This is a genomic window from Pseudomonas fluorescens (genome assembly GCF_001902145.1).
In the GTDB taxonomy this organism is placed as follows: domain Bacteria; phylum Pseudomonadota; class Gammaproteobacteria; order Pseudomonadales; family Pseudomonadaceae; genus Aquipseudomonas; species Aquipseudomonas fluorescens_BV.
Window position 1 is genome coordinate 374,833 of record NZ_MRST01000023.1, and the last position, 16,320, is coordinate 391,152.

Genomic DNA, 16,320 nt, shown 5'->3' on the forward strand with positions numbered 1-16,320 from the left:
TGTAGGAGCGAGCTTGCTCGCGAAAAACGTCAACGATAACGCGCGTTTCCTGAATAAACGCAGCGCCTACGAGTTTCTCGCGAGCAAGCTCGCTCCTACACTGGCATTAGGGCTTTCCCCTCCCACATTTGATCGTGCCAACCTAATAAAAAAATAAAGGTACCTTGCGATGCACAATCAGCTTGCCAGCTTTCGCGCGGCACTCGACGCCCGTCCGGTGTCGCGCTACCAATGGTTGATTCTCCTGCTGCTGGCACTGCTACTGGTCACCGATGGCTATGACGCCCAGGTGCTGGGCTATGTAGTGCCGGCGCTGGCCCAGGACTGGGGCCTGGAAAAAGCCGCGTTCGGCCCCGTGTTCAGCGCCAACCTGCTGGGCCTCACCCTGGGCTCGCTGCTGGTGACACCGCTGGCGGATCGGTTTGGCGTGCGACGTATTCTGCTGGCGTGCGTGCTGATCTACGCCAGCCTCACGGTATTGATGGTGTTCGCCAATTCCCTGACCACGTTGATGGCGGCGCGGTTTATCTGCGGGATCGGCATGGGCGGTGCGATGCCCAGTGCCATGGCGTTGATGTCTGAATACTCACCGCCGCGGATGCGCACCTTGATGGTGACCCTGGCGGCCTGCGGCTTCTCGTTCGGCGGCGCGGCAGGCGGCTTTGTGGCGGCCGGGTTTATCGATGGTTTTGGTTGGCAGGCGGTGTTCCTGGCGGGTGGTGTGACGCCGTTGCTGCTGTTCCCGTTCCTGGTATGGCTGTTGCCCGAATCCTTGCCGCGCCTGTTGCGCGATGCGCCGCCCTATCTGCGGTTGCGCAAAGTCACGGCGCGGATGCTGCCCGACTGGCAGCCACCGCCCGCGACCGAAGCGGAAAACTTGAAGGAGCAGGGCAGCAAACTGACGGTGGTGGAGCTGTTTCGCAACGGCTATGCCCGCCCGACATTGCTGATCTGGGCGACTTTTTTCGTCAGTCTGATCCTGCTGTATTTCATGATCAGTTGGTTGCCGTCGCTATTGCTCGAAAGCGGCCTGGCGTTGAACGAAGCCAACCTGGTCACCTCCATGTTCCTGTTCGCTGGCACCTTGGGCGCCATCCTCATGGCCTGGTTTGCCGACCGTCTGAAAAGCAAAGTGCGGCTGCTGTCCGGCGTGCTGGCGGCGGCAGCGCTGTGCACCATCCTGCTGGGCTTGAACCACGACAACCCACGCTACCTGGTGGCCTGCGTGTTCGCTGCCGGGTTCTGCATCATCGGCGGGCAACTGACTCTCAATGCCTTCGCGAGCAACTTCTACCCGGCGCACGTACGCGCCACCGGCACGGGTTGGGCGTTGGGTGTGGGGCGGTTCGGATCGATTCTGGGGCCGCTGTTTGGCAGCCTGTTGTTGGCGATGCATATACCGGTCGAGCAGATTTTTTTCTTCTGCGCGATTCCGGCGGTGATTGCGGCGCTGCTGATTATTCAAGTGCGGGCGCCGGGTTCCACTACTCCGCAGGAGCCGCTGCCCGGCGACATCCTCAAACCTTCACTGTAGGAGCGAGCTTGCTCGCGAAGAACGCAAGGACACCGCGTTAAACCAGGATGCCTGCGTTATCGTTGACGTTCTTCGCGAGCAAGCTCGCTCCTACAGGGAGTCAGTGCACTACTGAATTGGGTGGCAGGTGCCCCAACCGCTCGGTCAGCCGCAGGCGTTGGATCGGGTCTTCGCTGAGCAGCAGGGCATGTTCCAGGTCGAAGCGTTCGGCGCTCGGGCAGTCCAGGCGCTGATACAGGCTGGCGCGCGCCAGGTAGTCGGAGGCGCTGGCGTTGCCCAGTTCCAGTACGCGCTCGGCGTCCACCAGGGCGGCCAGTGGCTCGTCGTTGGCAAGGTAGAGTTGGCGCAGGTTGCGCGACAGCCGTTGCAGGATGGCCCGTGGCTCGGCGGTCAGCAGGTGGTCGGCCTGCAATTTCAGCTTCGCCCCGTATTGGCGCGCCAGCAACTCGCGACAGTCGTTAGGGTACAGGCGCCGGCCGCCGCAAGGGTCCAACAGATGATCGGCACCCGGTACCCGCAGCAGGAAGTGCCCGGGGAAGTTCACGCCGACCATGGGGATATCCAGGCGCCTTGCCATCTCCAGTGCGATCAGGCCCATGGCCAAGGGTTGCCCGCGTTTGCGTTGCAGCACTTTGTCCAACAGCGCGGCGGCAGGGCGCAACGGCGTATGATCATCCTGGGCAAACCCCAGGTCATTCATGCGCCGCAGCAGCGGCTGACCGAGTTCATCCGCCGGTAGCAGGGGCATGCCCAGGCTGACCTGTTGTTGTAGCGCGCCAAGGTCGTGCAGGATCAGCGCCGGCTGCACGCTGGCGTCATGCTCGGCAGCAATCCACAGCGCGGCTTCAAACAGCGCGGGGGGTGAACGGTCCAGGCAGGCAAAAAAGGCGGTGCGGGGATTCATTGAGTTCTCCGGCGTATGCCCCCGTTTTAGCCTTGCTGCGAATTTTCGTCCAGCATCTTGAGAGATATCCCACGCTCTTATGTCGTAGATCCCACGAAAACGCGCGGCTTATTCCAGCGCAATCCAGCAGTTTTCTGCCGCAAGCCTATACTTGGCCCACTACCAGAAGTGATTCGGGAGCTCATTGATGTTTGCGCTCATGCACAGCACCCGCCTTGAATCGCTGCACCTGAGCGTTGATCCGGTGACCGGCTTGAAGGCGATCATCGCCATCCACAACAGTCGCCTGGGCCCAGCGTTGGGTGGCTGTCGTTACTTGGCTTACCCTAACGACGAAACGGCCGTGGCCGATGCCGCGCGCCTGGCGCAAGGCATGAGCTACAAAGCGGCACTGGCCGGGCTGCCGGTGGGCGGTGGCACGGCGGTGATCATCCGCCCCGTACACGTGGAAAGCCGTGCGGCGCTGTTCGAGGCGTTTGGCCGTTGTGTGGAAAAACTTGACGGCCGCTTCATCACCTCGATCGACAGCGGCACCTCGGTCGCCGACATGGACTGCATCGCCCAGAACACCCGCTTTGTCACCAGCACCACCGCCGCCGGCGACCCCGCGCCGCATGCCGCCATGGGCGTGTTCGCCGGTATCCGCACCACCGCCATGGCGCGCCTGGGCAGCGACAACCTCGAGGGCCTGCGCGTGGCGGTGCAGGGCCTGGGCAACGTCGGTTACGCCTTGGCCGAACAACTGCACGCCGCGGGTGCCGAGCTGCTGGTCAGCGACATCGACCACGGCAAGGTGCAACTGGCCATGGAGCAATTGGGCGCCCACCCGATTGCCAACGACGCCTTGCTCAGCACCCCCTGCGACATCCTCGCACCCTGCGGCGTCGGCGCCGTATTCAACCGTAACAGCGTCGGCCAGTTGCGTTGCGCCGCCGTGGCGGGTTCGGCCAGCGCACAACTGACCAACCTGGACATCGCCGACCAATTGGAAGGCCGCGGCATCCTCTACGCACCGGACTATGTAATCAACTCTGGCGGGCTGATCTACGTCGCCCTCAAACACGCCGGCACCGACCTGCCGGGCATCACCGCGCACCTGTCGAACATCGGCAGCCGCCTGACCGAAATCTTTGCCCACGCCCAAGCCGAAAAACGCTCCCCCGCACGGGTGGCCGATGAACTGGCCGAACGCCTGCTGTACAAATAGGCCAGGCATTAAAAAGGCCCTGAATCCATGATTCAGGGCCTGTTCAATTCGGGCTTTACTCTGCTACCGAGTTCAGCAACTCGGACAGCGCATCCGGTTGGCTCTTGAACGCCTTGGCAAATACATCGCGGTTCTTCGCCATGTAGATCCCGGCTTCTTCCACCTGCTGCTCGCTCAACGACGGCACGGCTTTTTGCAACACTTCTGCCAGCAACTCAGCGAGTTCAAGCATCTTGTCATGACGGTCAGCTTCGGCTTTATCCATGAACAAACGCTCCAGATCTCGGCTGCTGCGGTATACCACTTCGACGGCCATTCACCACCTCACATGCCTTCACGATAGTTGTCTTTTGCGACTACTGTATTTATATACAGCGAAAAGGATAAGCCAAACGTCGGGGTTTGGATAGTAGGTTTTTAATGTAGTTGGGAAATGGGCGTTTGCTACAGCGCAAACGCTCATTGGGGCAAGGGCTCGGATTTCTGTGCCTCATGCCACCGAGCCATCATCTCATGGCAGTGCTGGCCTTTTTTCTGCATGCAGAACAACCGTCACGTCCACCCCGCATTATCCGGTCGAGCCGACCTAAGGAAGCATCATCGTGAAAATCAATTGGGCCGAAAGGCTGCGTCAGCAAGTACACGGGCTGGCCGAGTCACTGGGTAATCTGTTTGTCGAGTCGTTCCATTACCTGGCGCTGTTCGCCATTGGTGCGGTGACCGCCTGGGCGGCGGTGATGGAATTTTTGGGGATGCTGGAGAACGGGCACATCAAGATCGATGACATCTTGCTGTTGTTCATCTACCTGGAATTGGGCGCCATGGTCGGGATTTACTTCAAGACCAACCACATGCCGGTGCGCTTCCTGATTTACGTGGCGATCACCGCGCTCACGCGTTTGCTGATCTCCAACGTGTCCCATCACAACCCGCCGGATGTGGGCATCATCTACCTGTGCGGCGGCATTTTGCTGTTGGCGTTTGCGATCCTGGTGGTGCGCTACGCCTCGTCGGCCTTCCCTTCGGTGAAGGTCGAAAGCCCGCGTCGCAAGGGCGAGGCGAGCCTGGAGACCGAGAAGGGCGAGCTTTAAAGCCCCACGCTGAAGGGCAGGGTACGGGCGGGCGGTTGCTGCAGGAGTTTGTGGCTGTCGCCATCCGTCATCAGCTCCAGGATTTCCACGGCGCTGTGGCCCTGTTCGATGGCGATGCCGAACTGGATGCTTTGCACCAGGCGCCTGAGGCGTTGCGGGTCGTTGCGCTGTTCGGCGCTGATCATGCGCTTGGCCACCACGCCGGTCTCGTCCGAGAGGGTGAGCATGATGCTGCCGTCCAGCCGTTGGATGCTCAGGTTGACGCGGTACTGGGGGCTGAACGTGTCGGTGATGATCTGAAAAGGATTGTCCATGGTGGGTTACCGCCTGATAAGAACATGCAGTCATTGACGGCCGGTGTCGGGATTAGTTCGCATTGCCTGACCACCGGCCAAATTCCGTTTTCCTCAAAAGCTCTACAGCAAGGGCCGTGCCGTACAGTGATTTACCCGGCACAGAGATCCAATTGTGGGAGCGGGCTTGCTCGCGAATGCGGTCCTTCAGCCAAGTATTTGTTGGCTGATACACCGCATTCGCGAGCAAGCCCGCTCCCACATTTTTTTGTGCTGTTTTTGGAGATCAGTGAGCTAATTCAGGGCATCACAGAAAAAACGATCGCAGACAGCGCAACCAGCCCGATGACCACCACAAATGCATTCGACAGCTGGCCTGAATACTGGCGCAAAGATGGCACGCGGCGGATGGCGTACATCGGCATCAGGAACAGCAGGCACGCGATGATCGGCCCGCCCATGGTTTCGATCATGCCCAGGATGCTCGGGTTGAAAGTGGCCACGGCCCAGCAGGTGAGCACCATGAACAACGCGGTGCAACGCTCCAGCCATTTGGACGACATCGAGCGATTGCGCCCGCGCAGGGATTTGACGATCAAGCCCTGGAAGCCTTCGCTGGCGCCGATGTAGTGGCCCAGGAAGGATTTGGTGATCGCCACCAGCGCGATCAACGGTGCGGCGTAGGCAATCACCGGCGTCTGGAAGTGGTTGGCCAGGTACGACAGGATCGAGATGTTCTGCGCCTTGGCAGCGGCCAGGTCAGCCGGTGACAGTGCCAGCACGCAGCTGAAGCAGAAGAACATTACCGTCAGCACCATCATGCCGTGGGCGGTGGCCAGGATGCCGCTGCTTTTGCGCTCGGCCTGGGCGCCGTAGACGCGTTTCTGGTCCACGGCAAAGGCGGAGATGATCGGCGAATGGTTGAACGAGAACACCATCACCGGGATCGCCAGCCACAACGTCTTGAAGAACAGCGGCAGGGGCATGCCCTCGCTGGCGGAGGCGAAGAACGCGCCGTTCCAGTTGGGAATCAGGCTGAACGCCAGCAGTAACAGGGCGGCAACGAAGGGGTACACCAGCACGCTCATGGCCTTGACGATCACGCCCTGGCCGCAACGCACAATGGCCATCAGGCCGAGGATCAGCACCAGCGACAGAATCGCCCGGGGCGGCGGCGCCATGTGCAATTGGTGCTCCATGAAACTGCCCAGGGTGTTGGTCAGCGCCACGCTGTACACCAGCAGAATCGGGAAAATCGCAAAGAAGTACAGCAAGGTGATCAACTTGCCGGCGCCGACACCAAAGTGTTCCTCGACCACTTCGGTGATGTCGCCGGATTTGCCCGACAGCACAAAGCGCGTCAGCCCACGGTGGGCGAAGAAGGTCATCGGGAAGGCCAGCAGTGCCAGCACGATCAGCGGCCAGAAACCGCCGACGCCGGCATTGATCGGCAGGAACAGGGTGCCCGCGCCGATGGCGGTGCCGTAGAGGCCGAGCATCCAGGTGGTGTCGTGTTTGGTCCAGCCGGTGGTTACTGTGTTTTCTCTGACATCGGGATTTTCGGCAGCAGGTGTACGTACATCAGTCATCGGTATTGCCTCGTTATTATTTTTGCGCGGGCTCACGTTGGGGCGGGTAGCAGTGCTCCGATCAGCACTCCACCCAGCTGACCGCCAGGCCGCCCCGTGAAGTTTCTTTGTATTTGTCATGCATATCGGCGCCGGTATCGCGCATGGTGCGGATCACCCGGTCGAGGGAGATGAAGTGTTTGCCGTCGCCGCGCAGGGCCATCTGCGTGGCGTTGATCGCCTTGACTGCCGCAATGGCATTACGCTCGATGCAGGGCACCTGCACCAGACCACCGACGGGGTCGCAGGTCAGGCCGAGGTTGTGTTCCAGGCCGATTTCTGCGGCGTTTTCCAGTTGCTCCGGGGTGGCGCCGAGGATATCGGCCAGGCCAGCAGCGGCCATGGCGCAGGCCGAGCCCACTTCGCCCTGGCAGCCGACTTCGGCGCCGGAGATAGAGGCGTTTTTCTTGCAGAGGATGCCGACGGCGGCGGCGGCCAGGAAGAAGTTGACCACATCGTCGTCAGACGCGTCGGCGTTGAACTTCATGTAATAGTGCAGCACGGCGGGGATGATCCCGGCCGCGCCATTGGTCGGCGCGGTGACCATGCGCCCGCCGGCGGCGTTTTCTTCGTTGACGGCGAGGGCGAACAGGTTGACCCATTCCATCGCCGACAAGGTCGAGGTGATCACGTTGGGCTTGCCGATTTCCAATAGGCAGCGGTGCAACTTCGCTGCGCGACGTGGCACGTCCAGGCCACCGGGCAGGATGCCTTCATCGCGCAGGCCCTGCTCCACGCACTCGCGCATCACCGACCAGATATGCAGCAGGCCGCTGCGGATCTCTTCGTCGCTGCGCCACGCCCGTTCGTTGGCCATCATCAGTTCGGATACCCGCAAGCCGTGCTTGTTGCACAAGGCCAGCAGTTCTACGGCGCTGGAAAAGTCGTAGGGCAGTTGCACGTCGCTGGTCGGCGCAATGCCTGATGCGGCTTCGGCGGCTTCGATGATGAAACCACCGCCCACCGAGTAATAGGTTTGTTCGCTCAGCAGGCCGCTGTCGCCGTAGGCATGCAGGGACATGGCGTTGGGGTGGTAAGGCAGGCTTTCGTCCAGCAGCAACAGGTCGGTGTGCCAGTTGAAGGCAATCTCCTGTTGGCAGGCCAGCAACAGCCGGCCGGACTCGCGCAATTGCTGGATACGCGCATTGATCGAGGTGGGGTCGACGCGGTCTGGCCATTCGCCCATCAAGCCCATCACACAGGCGCGGTCGGTGGCATGGCCGACGCCGGTAGCGGACAGCGAGCCATACAGGCGCACTTCGACGCGACGGGTTTGGCTGAGCAAATGCTGGTCGGTCAGGGCTTGGGCGAACGTCGCGGCAGCGCGCATCGGGCCGACGGTGTGGGAACTGGAAGGGCCGATGCCCACCTTGAATAGATCGAAAACACTGATAGCCATGCTAAAGCCTTACAAGCAATGGAGTAGAAATCGCTGCCATGTTTTGTAGAGCAGGCGGAATTGGCGCGATACTGAGCCTCTGGCTCGGCACTGACCAACGAATTATCCTAAGACACCCTTTAGCAGGACTAAACGCTATGACCCGCCCCCTCCACGGCCAGACCTATGTCTGGTTGCATGTGTTTTCCTGCGCTGCACGGCATCTGTCGTTCACCCGCTGCGCCGAGGAACTGCACATCACGCCGGGAGCGGTGAGCCAGCAGATTCGCCAGTTGGAGGAGCGCCTGGGCTTTCGGCTGTTTCATCGGCGTGCGCGAGGAGTTGAACTCAGCGCCGAGGGGCAGCGCCTTGCGGCCGTGGTGGGTGAGGCCTATGGCAGCATTGATGCCGAATTGCAGCGTCTGGACGCCGGGATGATCAGCGGCACCTTGCGCCTGCGTTCGATTCCCTCGTTTCTGGGCAAGTGGCTGACCCCGCGTCTGCCGCGCTTTCAGCAGCGTTTTCCGGACATTCAACTACGCATGGTCGCCGAAGACAGCAGCATCGCCCTGCATGAAGGCGACTTCGACCTGGCCATCGACCTCAACGACGGCAGCTACCCAGGGTTGTTATCCACAGCCCTGTTGGACGAACAGATATTCCCGGTGTGCGCCCCCAGCCTGTTGCGTGGCCGCCCACCCTTGCATGGCCCGGCGGACCTGGCCCATTTCCCGCTGCTGCACGACATCACGGCCTGGCGTGGGAGCTATGAATATGCCGAATGGGAGTTTTACCTCAATGCCATCGGCTACCACGGGGCCGACGTACGGCGCGGGCACACCTTCAACCGCAACCACCTGACCATTGAAGCCGCCATCGCCGGCATGGGCGTGGCGATTGCGCGGCGCACCTTGCTGAATGATGAACTGGAGCGCGGCACCTTGATCGTGCCGTTCGGCCTGGCGGTGCCCAACCATAAACGCTACGTGCTGCTGTATGCGCCGGGGGCGTTGAACCATCCGGGCGTGCGTGCGGTGCATGACTGGCTGGTGGAGGAAGCGGGGATTTTTCGCGGGTTGCACCCGTTGGGAGAGGGGCAATTGTGAGTTTCGCAGGGCGTAAGAAGATGTAACTAACTCCCCACCCTAACAGCGTTTTTGCTCGTCGTCAGGGTTAATTTGTAATGTAGGATTTATCTTTGCAAAGGACTTGAATTGTTTCAGCAGGTGCTCAATTGTGTAATCAAGAGGTCATGGTTTCACCACCCCCGGTGTTGCAGTTTGTGACCTCTGGCGAGCTAGCTGAAATAAGGGAAGAACTATGCAAATCCAAGTCAATAGCGATAACCATATTGAAAGCAGCATCCGACTGGAGGAGTGGGTACGTACTACCATTGAGAGCACGCTCGAACGTTATGAAGAAGACCTGACCCGTGTAGAGGTCTACCTGCGGGACGAGAACGGCGACAAGCCCGGCCCCCACGATTTAAGTTGCCGTCTGGAAGCCCGTCCAAAAGGCCATCAAGCGATTTCGGTATTGCACAAAGCCGATACGCTGGAACAAGCGATCGATGGCGCGGCCACCAAGCTCGACCACGCACTGGAACATCTGTTTGGCAAACTGCAAGGCAAGCCGCGCGCTGCCGGTAAAAACCAGCCAATCAACAAAGTGAATGAAGACGCGCTGGAAGAGGAATTCCTGGAAAACGAAAACGCTGTCATTAACGGCTGATTGTTTTTTCATTCCCCCACTGAAGACGGGCCTGCACATGCAGGCCCGTTTTTCGTTCAGCGTTCGCGCCGGAAGAAATGCCGGCTCAGCAGCGCCAGCCCGCAGGCGCCCAAGCCCGCAAACAGCATGGCCCAACCGGCGCCGCTGCGCAGCGCTGTTTGCGCATCGAGAAGGGTCAGCCCCGGCGCATCCAACTTGCCGGCGGCAATATGCTGGCTGAGGCTTGCCCACTCCAGTGCCGTGCTGTCAGGCAACACATGGGCCAGGTTGTGGCTGATCCCCAACAACAGCACCAGGCCCATCAGCGCGATATTGAGCGCCAGGGTGATCAGTCGCGCGCTGAAGTCGATGCCCGAGGCCATACCTGCGCGGTCATTCGAGACGGAGCCGGTGGTGGTGTTGGTGGTCGGCGAATTGGTCAACGCCAGACCGATACCGGCGATCACGCAACTGAGCAGCACCAGCGCCGTGCTGGGTTGTTCGGCGTAATTAACGGCGGCCATCCCCATGAACCCTGCGCCCATTGCCCCCAGGCCCAGGGGAATGATGCGTTCGGCGCCAAAACGCAGGGCCAGGCGTTCGGCCAGCGGCGGCACCAGCAAAGTGGGCAAGGTGTAGGCGAGCAAGGCGGCGCCGGTGGTCAGCGTGTCGTAACCCAGGCCCGCCTGGAAGTACAACGGCAGGTAAATCATGAACGGCCAGAAGCTGAAGTTCATGCCGATCGAGCCCATCAACGCGCCATTGAAACGCTGGATGCGGAACACCGAGAAGTCGAACATCGGGTGTGCGCTGCGCCGCTCAATCAAGATAAACAGCAGCAGCCCGAAGACTGAAAGGCCGGCCCAGCCGAGCATCGCCGGTGTGCCAAAGCCGATTTCGCTGCCCTGGGTGATGAAATAGACCAGCGCAAACACCGTGAGTGTCATGGTCAGCATGCCGGCAATGTCGAGGCGATGGCTGGCCGGGTCGCGGGACTCCTGCACGCTGATATGCAACAACGCCAAGGTGAACAGGGTCAGCGGTACGTGCGCCAGGAACACCCAGCGCCAGTCCGCCACGGCCAGGATCAAGGCCCCCACCATCGGCCCGAAACCCAGGCCCACGCCAGCGATCACGCCCCATATTGCGAACGCTCGCGCCCGCGCTGCCGGTTCGCGGAACTGATGGGACAAGATCGCAAATTGGCAAATCATCATGGCCCCGGCGCCAATGCCCTGGACGAAACGCGCCGCGATCAGTGTCGGCGCATCGTTGGCCAAGCCACAGGCCAGCGAGGCCAGGGCGAACACCCACAGACACAACACCAGCACACGCCGACGACCGAAGCGGTCCGCCAAGGTGCCCGCCGCCATCAGCACGCTGGTGCAGGCCAGGGTGTAGGCATTCATGATCCATTGGGCGTCTTGAAAGCCTGTGCCCAGTTCCTGTTCCAGCGTCGGCAGGATGACCGGCACGCTGGAGATTTCCAGGCCGAACATCAGGGCCACCAGGCAGACGGCGGTGAGGGCCAGGCCGTTCCTGGCGGTACGCGGGGGAGTGAGGGCCGAGAGTGCGGCGGCGCGTGGCATACGACATTCCTTTCGAGAGCGGGAGGGGCTATTCTCTCGGGAATCAGGTTCTTTATTGGCGACAACTTTTCCATCAATAAGGGAACAAAGGGCGACAATTAAGCATGGCTACCCCACGTTTTGATGGCGTCGAACTCTTTCTGCAGATTGTCGAAAGCGGCAATCTCACCGAAGCCGCCGAACGCCTGAACCTCACGCGTTCGGCGGTGGGCAAGGGCTTGGCGCGGCTGGAAGCGCGCTTGGGCACTTGCCTGTTACAGCGTTCCACCCGGCGCCAGCGGTTAACCGAGGACGGGCAGGCGTACTACGAGCATTGCCTGCGCGCCTTGGCGGAGCTGGAGGCCGCCGAGTCCGTGCTGGAAAGCGGCCGCCAGCAACCTCGCGGGCGTTTGCGAGTGAGCGTGCCCCTGGCGTTTGGTCATCACTATGCCGCGCCGGCGTTGTGGGCCTTGCTGGATCGTTATCCGGAACTGGAAATCGACATGTGTTTTTCCGACCGCATGATCGACTTGGTGCAGGAAGGCTTCGATATGGCCGTGCGCATCGGCCCGTTGCCGGACACCGACCGCCTGAGTGCACGGCGCCTGGGGCAGCAGGTCATGGGCCTGGCGGCGTCCCCGGCGTACTTGCAGCGCACGGCGCGCATCGACAGTATCGACGACTTGTCCACCCATCGCGGTATCGGCTATCGCAGCAACACAGCACATCGCTCGCGGCTGGCTTCGCCCCTGATCTTGGATGACCTCCAGGCCGTAGCCGATGCCACCATCGCGGGCGTGGGCCTGGCCTGGTTGCCGAGTTGGTTGATTGCCCACTATGCGCTGCGCGGGCAGTTGCAGGCCGTGCTGCCCAGCTACCGTGAGCAACCTGCGCCGATCCATGTGATCTGGCCGACCGCGGCGCATATGCCGGCCAAGACGCGGTGTGCCATTGACGCGTTGGTGGCGGCCACCCCGAGTTGCCTGGCGGGTAGCTAGACTGAAAATCATCTGTAGGAGCGAGCTTGCTCGCGAAAAACCTCAACGATAACGCGTGCTTGCTGAATGAACGCGGCGCCTGTGAGTTTTTCGCGAGCAAGCTCGCTCCTACAAAATGCGGTCAGAACGCGATAGAAGTTTGCACATACACCGTGCGCGGTTCACCCACGTACTTGCCCTTGTTGTTGTCGTCGAACGAGCGGGTGTAGTACTGCTTGTTGAAGATGTTTTTCACCCCCACCGCCACGTTCAAATCCGACAACTGCGGGCCGAAGTCATAGGCTGCGCGGCTGCTGAACAGCATGTAGCCGGGGATGCGGCCATTGGCTCCGTCGGCGCTTTCGGCCTGGGTGTTGGCGTTGTCGGCGAACTGGCTGCTCTGGTAGCTGCTGTCGACATTCAGCTTCCATGGGCCTTCGGTGTAACCCACGCCGAGGGTGCCTTTGTGCTTGGAGGAGAAGGGCACACGGTTGCCTTTGTTCGGGCCGTCTTCGCGGATGGTCGCATCCACATAGGCGTAGGTGGCGTACACATCAAACCCCGCCAGCGCCGGGCTCAGGCCGTCGAGGGCGTAGTTGATGCTCGACTCGATGCCCTGGTGACGCGTTTCACCGCGGGCGATCACGGTGTCGTTGGTTTGGTTGCTGTCGTACTGGTTGTCGAAGTTGATCAGGAACGCACCGATTTCCGCACGCAGGTTGCCGTTGTCATAGCGCGTGCCGAGTTCCCAGGTGCGGGCTTTTTCCGGTTTCACTTCGCCGCTGTTCACGCGGTTGGGCATCTGGCTGTATTGCACGCTGCCGAACGAGCCTTCGGTGTTGGCGTACAGGTTCCAATCATCGGTGAGGTGGTAGAGCACGTTCAGCGCTGGCAGTGCGGTGTTGTAGTCGCCCTTGTATTTGACGTTGCTCAGGTTGTTGGTCTGCTGGGACTCGATCATCTCGTAGCGCACACCGGGGGTGATGGTCCACTTGCCGATATCAATGCGGTCGTCGATGAAGAACGCGTTGGCTTCAGTGCCGCCGCGCGTGTCGCGGTCGTTGCGGCTGTTGGTGGTGGGGATCTGCTGGTTGGCGGCAATTGGTGTGCGGTAACGCAGCTCGTGGCCGGCTTCATTGATATAGCGGTAACCCACACCCACTTCATGGCTGGTAGGCCCGAGGTCGAAGCCCTGGGCGAAGCGCGTTTCCAGGCCGCGTACCCAATATTCCCGTGGCGACAGCGACAGGAAACTGCCCTGGTCCAGATAACCGCTGCGCAAGGTTTTGGTGAAGAAACTGTTGACCGTGAATTCGCGGCGGTCCTGCTCGTAGCGATAGCCCACATTGAACATGGTGCGGCGGCCCCAGAACTTGTCATAGGGGCGGGTGGACTGGTACGGATCAGCCTTGTAGTCCTTGACGTTCAAACCGCCCGGCATGTCGGCCTGGCCTTCGTAGTACTGCGCCATGGCGTTGAAGCTGTTGGCGTCGTCCAGTTGGTATTTGCCCTTGAGGATCAGGTCATCGATACGCGTGTTGCTGTTTTCGCGCCAGTCGCCACCGCGGGTGCCGGAGTACAGAAGTGCGCCGCCCAGGCCATTGTCGGCGGTGCCGCCGGCCAGCAGATTGCCGGTGGTCTTGAAGCCGTCGTGGCTGGAGGAGGGGCTGGTCTCGGTCTGTAAACCACCCTTGACCGTTGGCGCATCCGGGATGGCACGGGTGACGAAGTTGACAATGCCACCGACGTTTTGCGGGCCGTAGCGCACCGCACCGCCGCCGCGTACCACATCCACCGCATCCATATTGCCCATGCTGATCGGCGCGAAGGAGAGTTGCGGCTGGCCGTAAGGCGCGAAGGGCACCGGGATGCCATCCATCAGCACCGTGGAGCGCGACGCCAGGCGCGGGTTGAGCCCGCGAATGCCGAAGTTCAGCGCCATGTCGTGGCTACCGGTGCCATTGTTATCCGGGGCGTTGACGCCGGGGATGCGGTTGAGCACATCGCGGGCCTGGGTGGCGCCCTGGCGTTCGAACTCTTCGCGGCGGATCACATCACGGGCACCGGGGTGTTCGAACACGTTGGTTTGCGCCGCGTCACCGAGCCAGTCGCCGACCACGTTGGAGGTCTGCAGCTCCAGGGTAGCGGGGGCGCCAGCCGGTTGCAGGCTGTAGGCGTTGTCACCCTCGGCGCGGGCTTGCAGGCCAGTGCCTTCCAGTAGTTTTTGCAAGCCCTCGGCAGCGCTGTAGCTGCCCGACAATCCAGGGCTTTGCATCCCGGCCGTCACGGCGGAACCGAAGGACACCAGCACGCCGGCTTCGCGACCGAATTGATTCAGGGCCGCTTCCAGGGTGGTCGGCGCAATGTGGTAAGCCTTGGCGTCGGCCGCCATCACCGCCGGCAGTGCGGTCAGGCTGAGGCTGGCACCGAGCAGGAGTTGGCGCAGGGTACGGGCGAGAAGCATCGGGTGCTGGGGCATGAAGGGCGGTCCTGAGAAGGAAGGATCAAGGGGGCTTTCCTTCTCTGTCACGCCAGGTGCGGAAAACGGCTCACACAAAAGTAAAATAAATTCAGACGCGTGCCTGCACGGTCACCCAATAACGCGTAAAGCGCCGCACTTTCACCGGCAGGCTGATTTCCAGCAGGTCGAGGATGCGTTCGCTGTCATCCAGTGGATAACTGCCGGACAGCAGCAGGTTGGCGACTTGTGGATCGCAATGGAGCTGGCCGCGACGGTAGCGTCCCAGTTCATTGAGGAAGTCTTCCAGGCGCATGTGTGCCGCCACCAGCATGCCGTCGGCCCAGGCGCCGCTGTTGGCGTCGGTAGGGCGCGGGGAGTCCCAGCCTTTGCGAGTGAAATTGACTTGGTGCGCGGCATCGACGCTCAGCGCCAGGCCGTTGTAGCGGTTGGGCATCACCTCGACCTGGCCGGCCAGCACCGCCAGTTGGGTGTGGTCGTTGAACTGGCGCACATTCAAGCGCGCCGCCTGGCTGCTGAGCAGGCCCTGGCCGGTCAGCACGCGCAAGGGCGCCTGGCCTGCACGGGCGGTGAGCAGGATTTCGCCTTCAAGCAGGCGCACCAGGCGCTGCTGGCCGTCGAAATGCACATCCACCGCGCTGCCGGTGTTGAGCTGCAACTGGCTGCCGTCGGCCAATTGCACCGTGCGGCGCTGGCCCACTGGGCTGCGATAGTCAGCCGTGAGCGGCGGCAGGATATGTTGCTGGCGCAGGCTCCAGGCGGCGGCCGAACCGGCACCCAGAATCAACAGCAATTTAAGCGCCTGACGCCGGCTGCTGGAGGTGGGGGCGTTCAACGCCGCATGGGCCAGGGGCGAGGGCACGCCGCGCAGGCGTTGGTTGACGCGCTGGATCTGCTCCCAGGCGCGTTGGTGCTCGCTGTGGGCATTCAACCATTGCTGCCAGGCCGCCTGCTGGCGTGGGTTGAGCGCGCCTTGCTGCATTTCCAGCAACCAGTGCACGGCTTGTTCGGCGACTTGGCTGGAGACGTTCATAGGGCGAAGTAGCAGCGCATGGCCGCTTTGGTCAGGTGGCGTTTGACGGTGGCGATGGAGATGCCCAGTTGCGCGCCGATTTGCGCGTAGGTCAGGCCATCGAGTTGGGCCAGCAAGAAGGCGCGTTTGACCTGCTTGGGCAAGCCGTCGAGCAGTTGGTCCAGTTCCAGCAGGGTCTGCAGGATGATTGCGCGGTCTTCTTCCGACGGCGCCACGTGTTCGGGCGTCTGCGCCAAGGCCTCAAGGTAGGCGCGCTCCAGGTCCTGGCGACGGTAGAAGTTGAACAACACGCGCTTGGCCACGGTGGTGAGGAAGGCGCGCGGCTCGATCAGCGTTGCCGATTCCCGGGCACTGAGCACGCGGATAAAGGTGTCTTGCGCCAGGTCGGCGGCGTTGTCCGGGCAGCCGAGCTTGCGTCGCAACCAGACGGTAAGCCAGTGGTGATGGTCGTTGTACAACACTTCGACGGGATTGGACGGCTGCAACGCGATCACTCCGCAAGCATTCGATATGCTTTA

The 16,320-nt window shown here is 61.6% G+C and carries 15 protein-coding genes; 6 read left to right on the forward strand and 9 right to left on the reverse strand.

Annotated elements, in window-relative coordinates; all coding sequences use genetic code 11:
* Positions 1-169 precede the first annotated feature (169 nt).
* Complete coding sequence (locus tag BUE92_RS13550) at positions 170-1,534, forward strand: MFS transporter (RefSeq protein ID WP_073524228.1); 1,365 nt, start codon at positions 170-172, stop codon at positions 1,532-1,534.
* A 100-nt stretch (positions 1,535-1,634) separates the two neighbouring features.
* On the opposite strand, the gene BUE92_RS13555 is transcribed toward BUE92_RS13550, so the two are convergent.
* The gene (locus tag BUE92_RS13555; RefSeq protein WP_073524229.1) at positions 1,635-2,438 is read right to left on the reverse strand and encodes a SirB1 family protein; all 804 of its coding nucleotides are present in this window, start codon (positions 2,436-2,438) and stop codon (positions 1,635-1,637) included.
* 187 nt (positions 2,439-2,625) lie between these two features.
* On the opposite strand from BUE92_RS13555, the gene BUE92_RS13560 reads away from it, so the two are divergent.
* Complete coding sequence (locus tag BUE92_RS13560; protein ID WP_034128675.1) at positions 2,626-3,645, forward strand: Glu/Leu/Phe/Val dehydrogenase family protein; 1,020 nt, start codon at positions 2,626-2,628, stop codon at positions 3,643-3,645.
* Between the two features lie 55 nt (positions 3,646-3,700).
* Here the strand turns inward: BUE92_RS13560 and BUE92_RS13565 are convergent, their stop codons facing one another.
* A complete protein-coding gene (locus BUE92_RS13565; protein ID WP_073524231.1) occupies positions 3,701-3,961 on the reverse strand; it encodes a YebG family protein in 261 nt (86 codons plus the stop codon).
* 286 nt (positions 3,962-4,247) lie between these two features.
* Here BUE92_RS13565 and BUE92_RS13570 point away from each other — a divergent pair, with 286 nt between their 5' ends.
* Entirely contained in the window at positions 4,248-4,736 is a 489-nt protein-coding gene (locus BUE92_RS13570; RefSeq protein WP_003188808.1) for a phosphate-starvation-inducible protein PsiE, read from the forward strand.
* Here the strand turns inward: BUE92_RS13570 and BUE92_RS13575 are convergent.
* From BUE92_RS13575 to BUE92_RS13585, 3 genes are all read right to left on the reverse strand, one after another.
* Complete coding sequence (locus BUE92_RS13575) at positions 4,733-5,050, reverse strand: DUF3509 domain-containing protein (RefSeq protein ID WP_073524233.1); 318 nt, start codon at positions 5,048-5,050, stop codon at positions 4,733-4,735. The genes BUE92_RS13570 and BUE92_RS13575 overlap by 4 nt on opposite strands.
* A gap of 278 nt (positions 5,051-5,328) precedes the next feature.
* The gene (locus tag BUE92_RS13580) at positions 5,329-6,618 is read right to left on the reverse strand and encodes a serine/threonine transporter (RefSeq protein ID WP_073524235.1); all 1,290 of its coding nucleotides are present in this window, start codon (positions 6,616-6,618) and stop codon (positions 5,329-5,331) included.
* Positions 6,619-6,679: 61 nt separating this feature from the next.
* Positions 6,680-8,056, reverse strand: a complete 1,377-nt coding sequence (locus BUE92_RS13585) for an L-serine ammonia-lyase (RefSeq protein ID WP_073524237.1) — start codon at positions 8,054-8,056, stop codon at positions 6,680-6,682.
* Positions 8,057-8,193: 137 nt separating this feature from the next.
* On the opposite strand from BUE92_RS13585, the gene BUE92_RS13590 reads away from it, so the two are divergent.
* Entirely contained in the window at positions 8,194-9,141 is a 948-nt protein-coding gene (locus tag BUE92_RS13590) for a LysR substrate-binding domain-containing protein (protein WP_032893426.1), read from the forward strand.
* Positions 9,142-9,355: 214 nt separating this feature from the next.
* Entirely contained in the window at positions 9,356-9,766 is a 411-nt protein-coding gene (locus tag BUE92_RS13595) for an HPF/RaiA family ribosome-associated protein (RefSeq protein ID WP_017526248.1), read from the forward strand.
* A 56-nt stretch (positions 9,767-9,822) separates the two neighbouring features.
* Here the strand turns inward: BUE92_RS13595 and BUE92_RS13600 are convergent, their stop codons facing one another.
* Complete coding sequence (locus BUE92_RS13600; protein WP_073524239.1) at positions 9,823-11,334, reverse strand: MFS transporter; 1,512 nt, start codon at positions 11,332-11,334, stop codon at positions 9,823-9,825.
* A gap of 104 nt (positions 11,335-11,438) precedes the next feature.
* Between BUE92_RS13600 and BUE92_RS13605 the strand changes: the two genes are divergently transcribed.
* On the forward strand, positions 11,439-12,311 hold the full coding sequence (locus BUE92_RS13605) for a LysR family transcriptional regulator (protein ID WP_073524241.1): 873 nt from the start codon (positions 11,439-11,441) through the stop codon (positions 12,309-12,311).
* A 121-nt stretch (positions 12,312-12,432) separates the two neighbouring features.
* On the opposite strand, the gene fecA is transcribed toward BUE92_RS13605, so the two are convergent.
* The 3 genes from fecA to BUE92_RS13620 form a co-directional block, all read right to left on the reverse strand.
* Positions 12,433-14,769 carry a TonB-dependent Fe(3+) dicitrate receptor FecA gene (fecA, locus tag BUE92_RS13610; protein ID WP_073524242.1) on the reverse strand — a complete coding sequence of 779 codons (2,337 nt, stop codon included), beginning with the start codon at positions 14,767-14,769 and terminating at the stop codon, positions 12,433-12,435.
* Positions 14,770-14,860: 91 nt separating this feature from the next.
* Complete coding sequence (locus BUE92_RS13615; RefSeq protein ID WP_073524245.1) at positions 14,861-15,802, reverse strand: FecR domain-containing protein; 942 nt, start codon at positions 15,800-15,802, stop codon at positions 14,861-14,863.
* Positions 15,799-16,287 carry a sigma-70 family RNA polymerase sigma factor gene (locus tag BUE92_RS13620; RefSeq protein WP_073524365.1) on the reverse strand — a complete coding sequence of 163 codons (489 nt, stop codon included), beginning with the start codon at positions 16,285-16,287 and terminating at the stop codon, positions 15,799-15,801. The genes BUE92_RS13615 and BUE92_RS13620 overlap by 4 nt, the downstream gene beginning before the upstream one ends.
* Between the last annotated feature and the right edge of the window lie 33 nt (positions 16,288-16,320).

Excerpts from the sequence above, each read along its gene's own strand:
- fecA (WP_073524242.1), bottom strand. The coding sequence starts at position 14,769 with ATGCCCCAGCACCCGATGCTTCTCGCCCGTACCCTGCGCCAACTCCTG.
- BUE92_RS13555 (WP_073524229.1), bottom strand. The coding sequence starts at position 2,438 with ATGAATCCCCGCACCGCCTTTTTTGCCTGCCTGGACCGTTCACCCCCC.
- BUE92_RS13575 (WP_073524233.1), bottom strand. The coding sequence starts at position 5,050 with ATGGACAATCCTTTTCAGATCATCACCGACACGTTCAGCCCCCAGTAC.
- BUE92_RS13605 (WP_073524241.1), top strand. The coding sequence starts at position 11,439 with ATGGCTACCCCACGTTTTGATGGCGTCGAACTCTTTCTGCAGATTGTC.
- BUE92_RS13565 (WP_073524231.1), bottom strand. The coding sequence starts at position 3,961 with ATGGCCGTCGAAGTGGTATACCGCAGCAGCCGAGATCTGGAGCGTTTG.
- BUE92_RS13560 (WP_034128675.1), top strand. The coding sequence starts at position 2,626 with ATGTTTGCGCTCATGCACAGCACCCGCCTTGAATCGCTGCACCTGAGC.
- BUE92_RS13595 (WP_017526248.1), top strand. The coding sequence starts at position 9,356 with ATGCAAATCCAAGTCAATAGCGATAACCATATTGAAAGCAGCATCCGA.
- BUE92_RS13585 (WP_073524237.1), bottom strand. The coding sequence starts at position 8,056 with ATGGCTATCAGTGTTTTCGATCTATTCAAGGTGGGCATCGGCCCTTCC.
- BUE92_RS13590 (WP_032893426.1), top strand. The coding sequence starts at position 8,194 with ATGACCCGCCCCCTCCACGGCCAGACCTATGTCTGGTTGCATGTGTTT.
- BUE92_RS13600 (WP_073524239.1), bottom strand. The coding sequence starts at position 11,334 with ATGCCACGCGCCGCCGCACTCTCGGCCCTCACTCCCCCGCGTACCGCC.
- BUE92_RS13615 (WP_073524245.1), bottom strand. The coding sequence starts at position 15,802 with ATGAACGTCTCCAGCCAAGTCGCCGAACAAGCCGTGCACTGGTTGCTG.
- BUE92_RS13550 (WP_073524228.1), top strand. The coding sequence starts at position 170 with ATGCACAATCAGCTTGCCAGCTTTCGCGCGGCACTCGACGCCCGTCCG.
- BUE92_RS13580 (WP_073524235.1), bottom strand. The coding sequence starts at position 6,618 with ATGACTGATGTACGTACACCTGCTGCCGAAAATCCCGATGTCAGAGAA.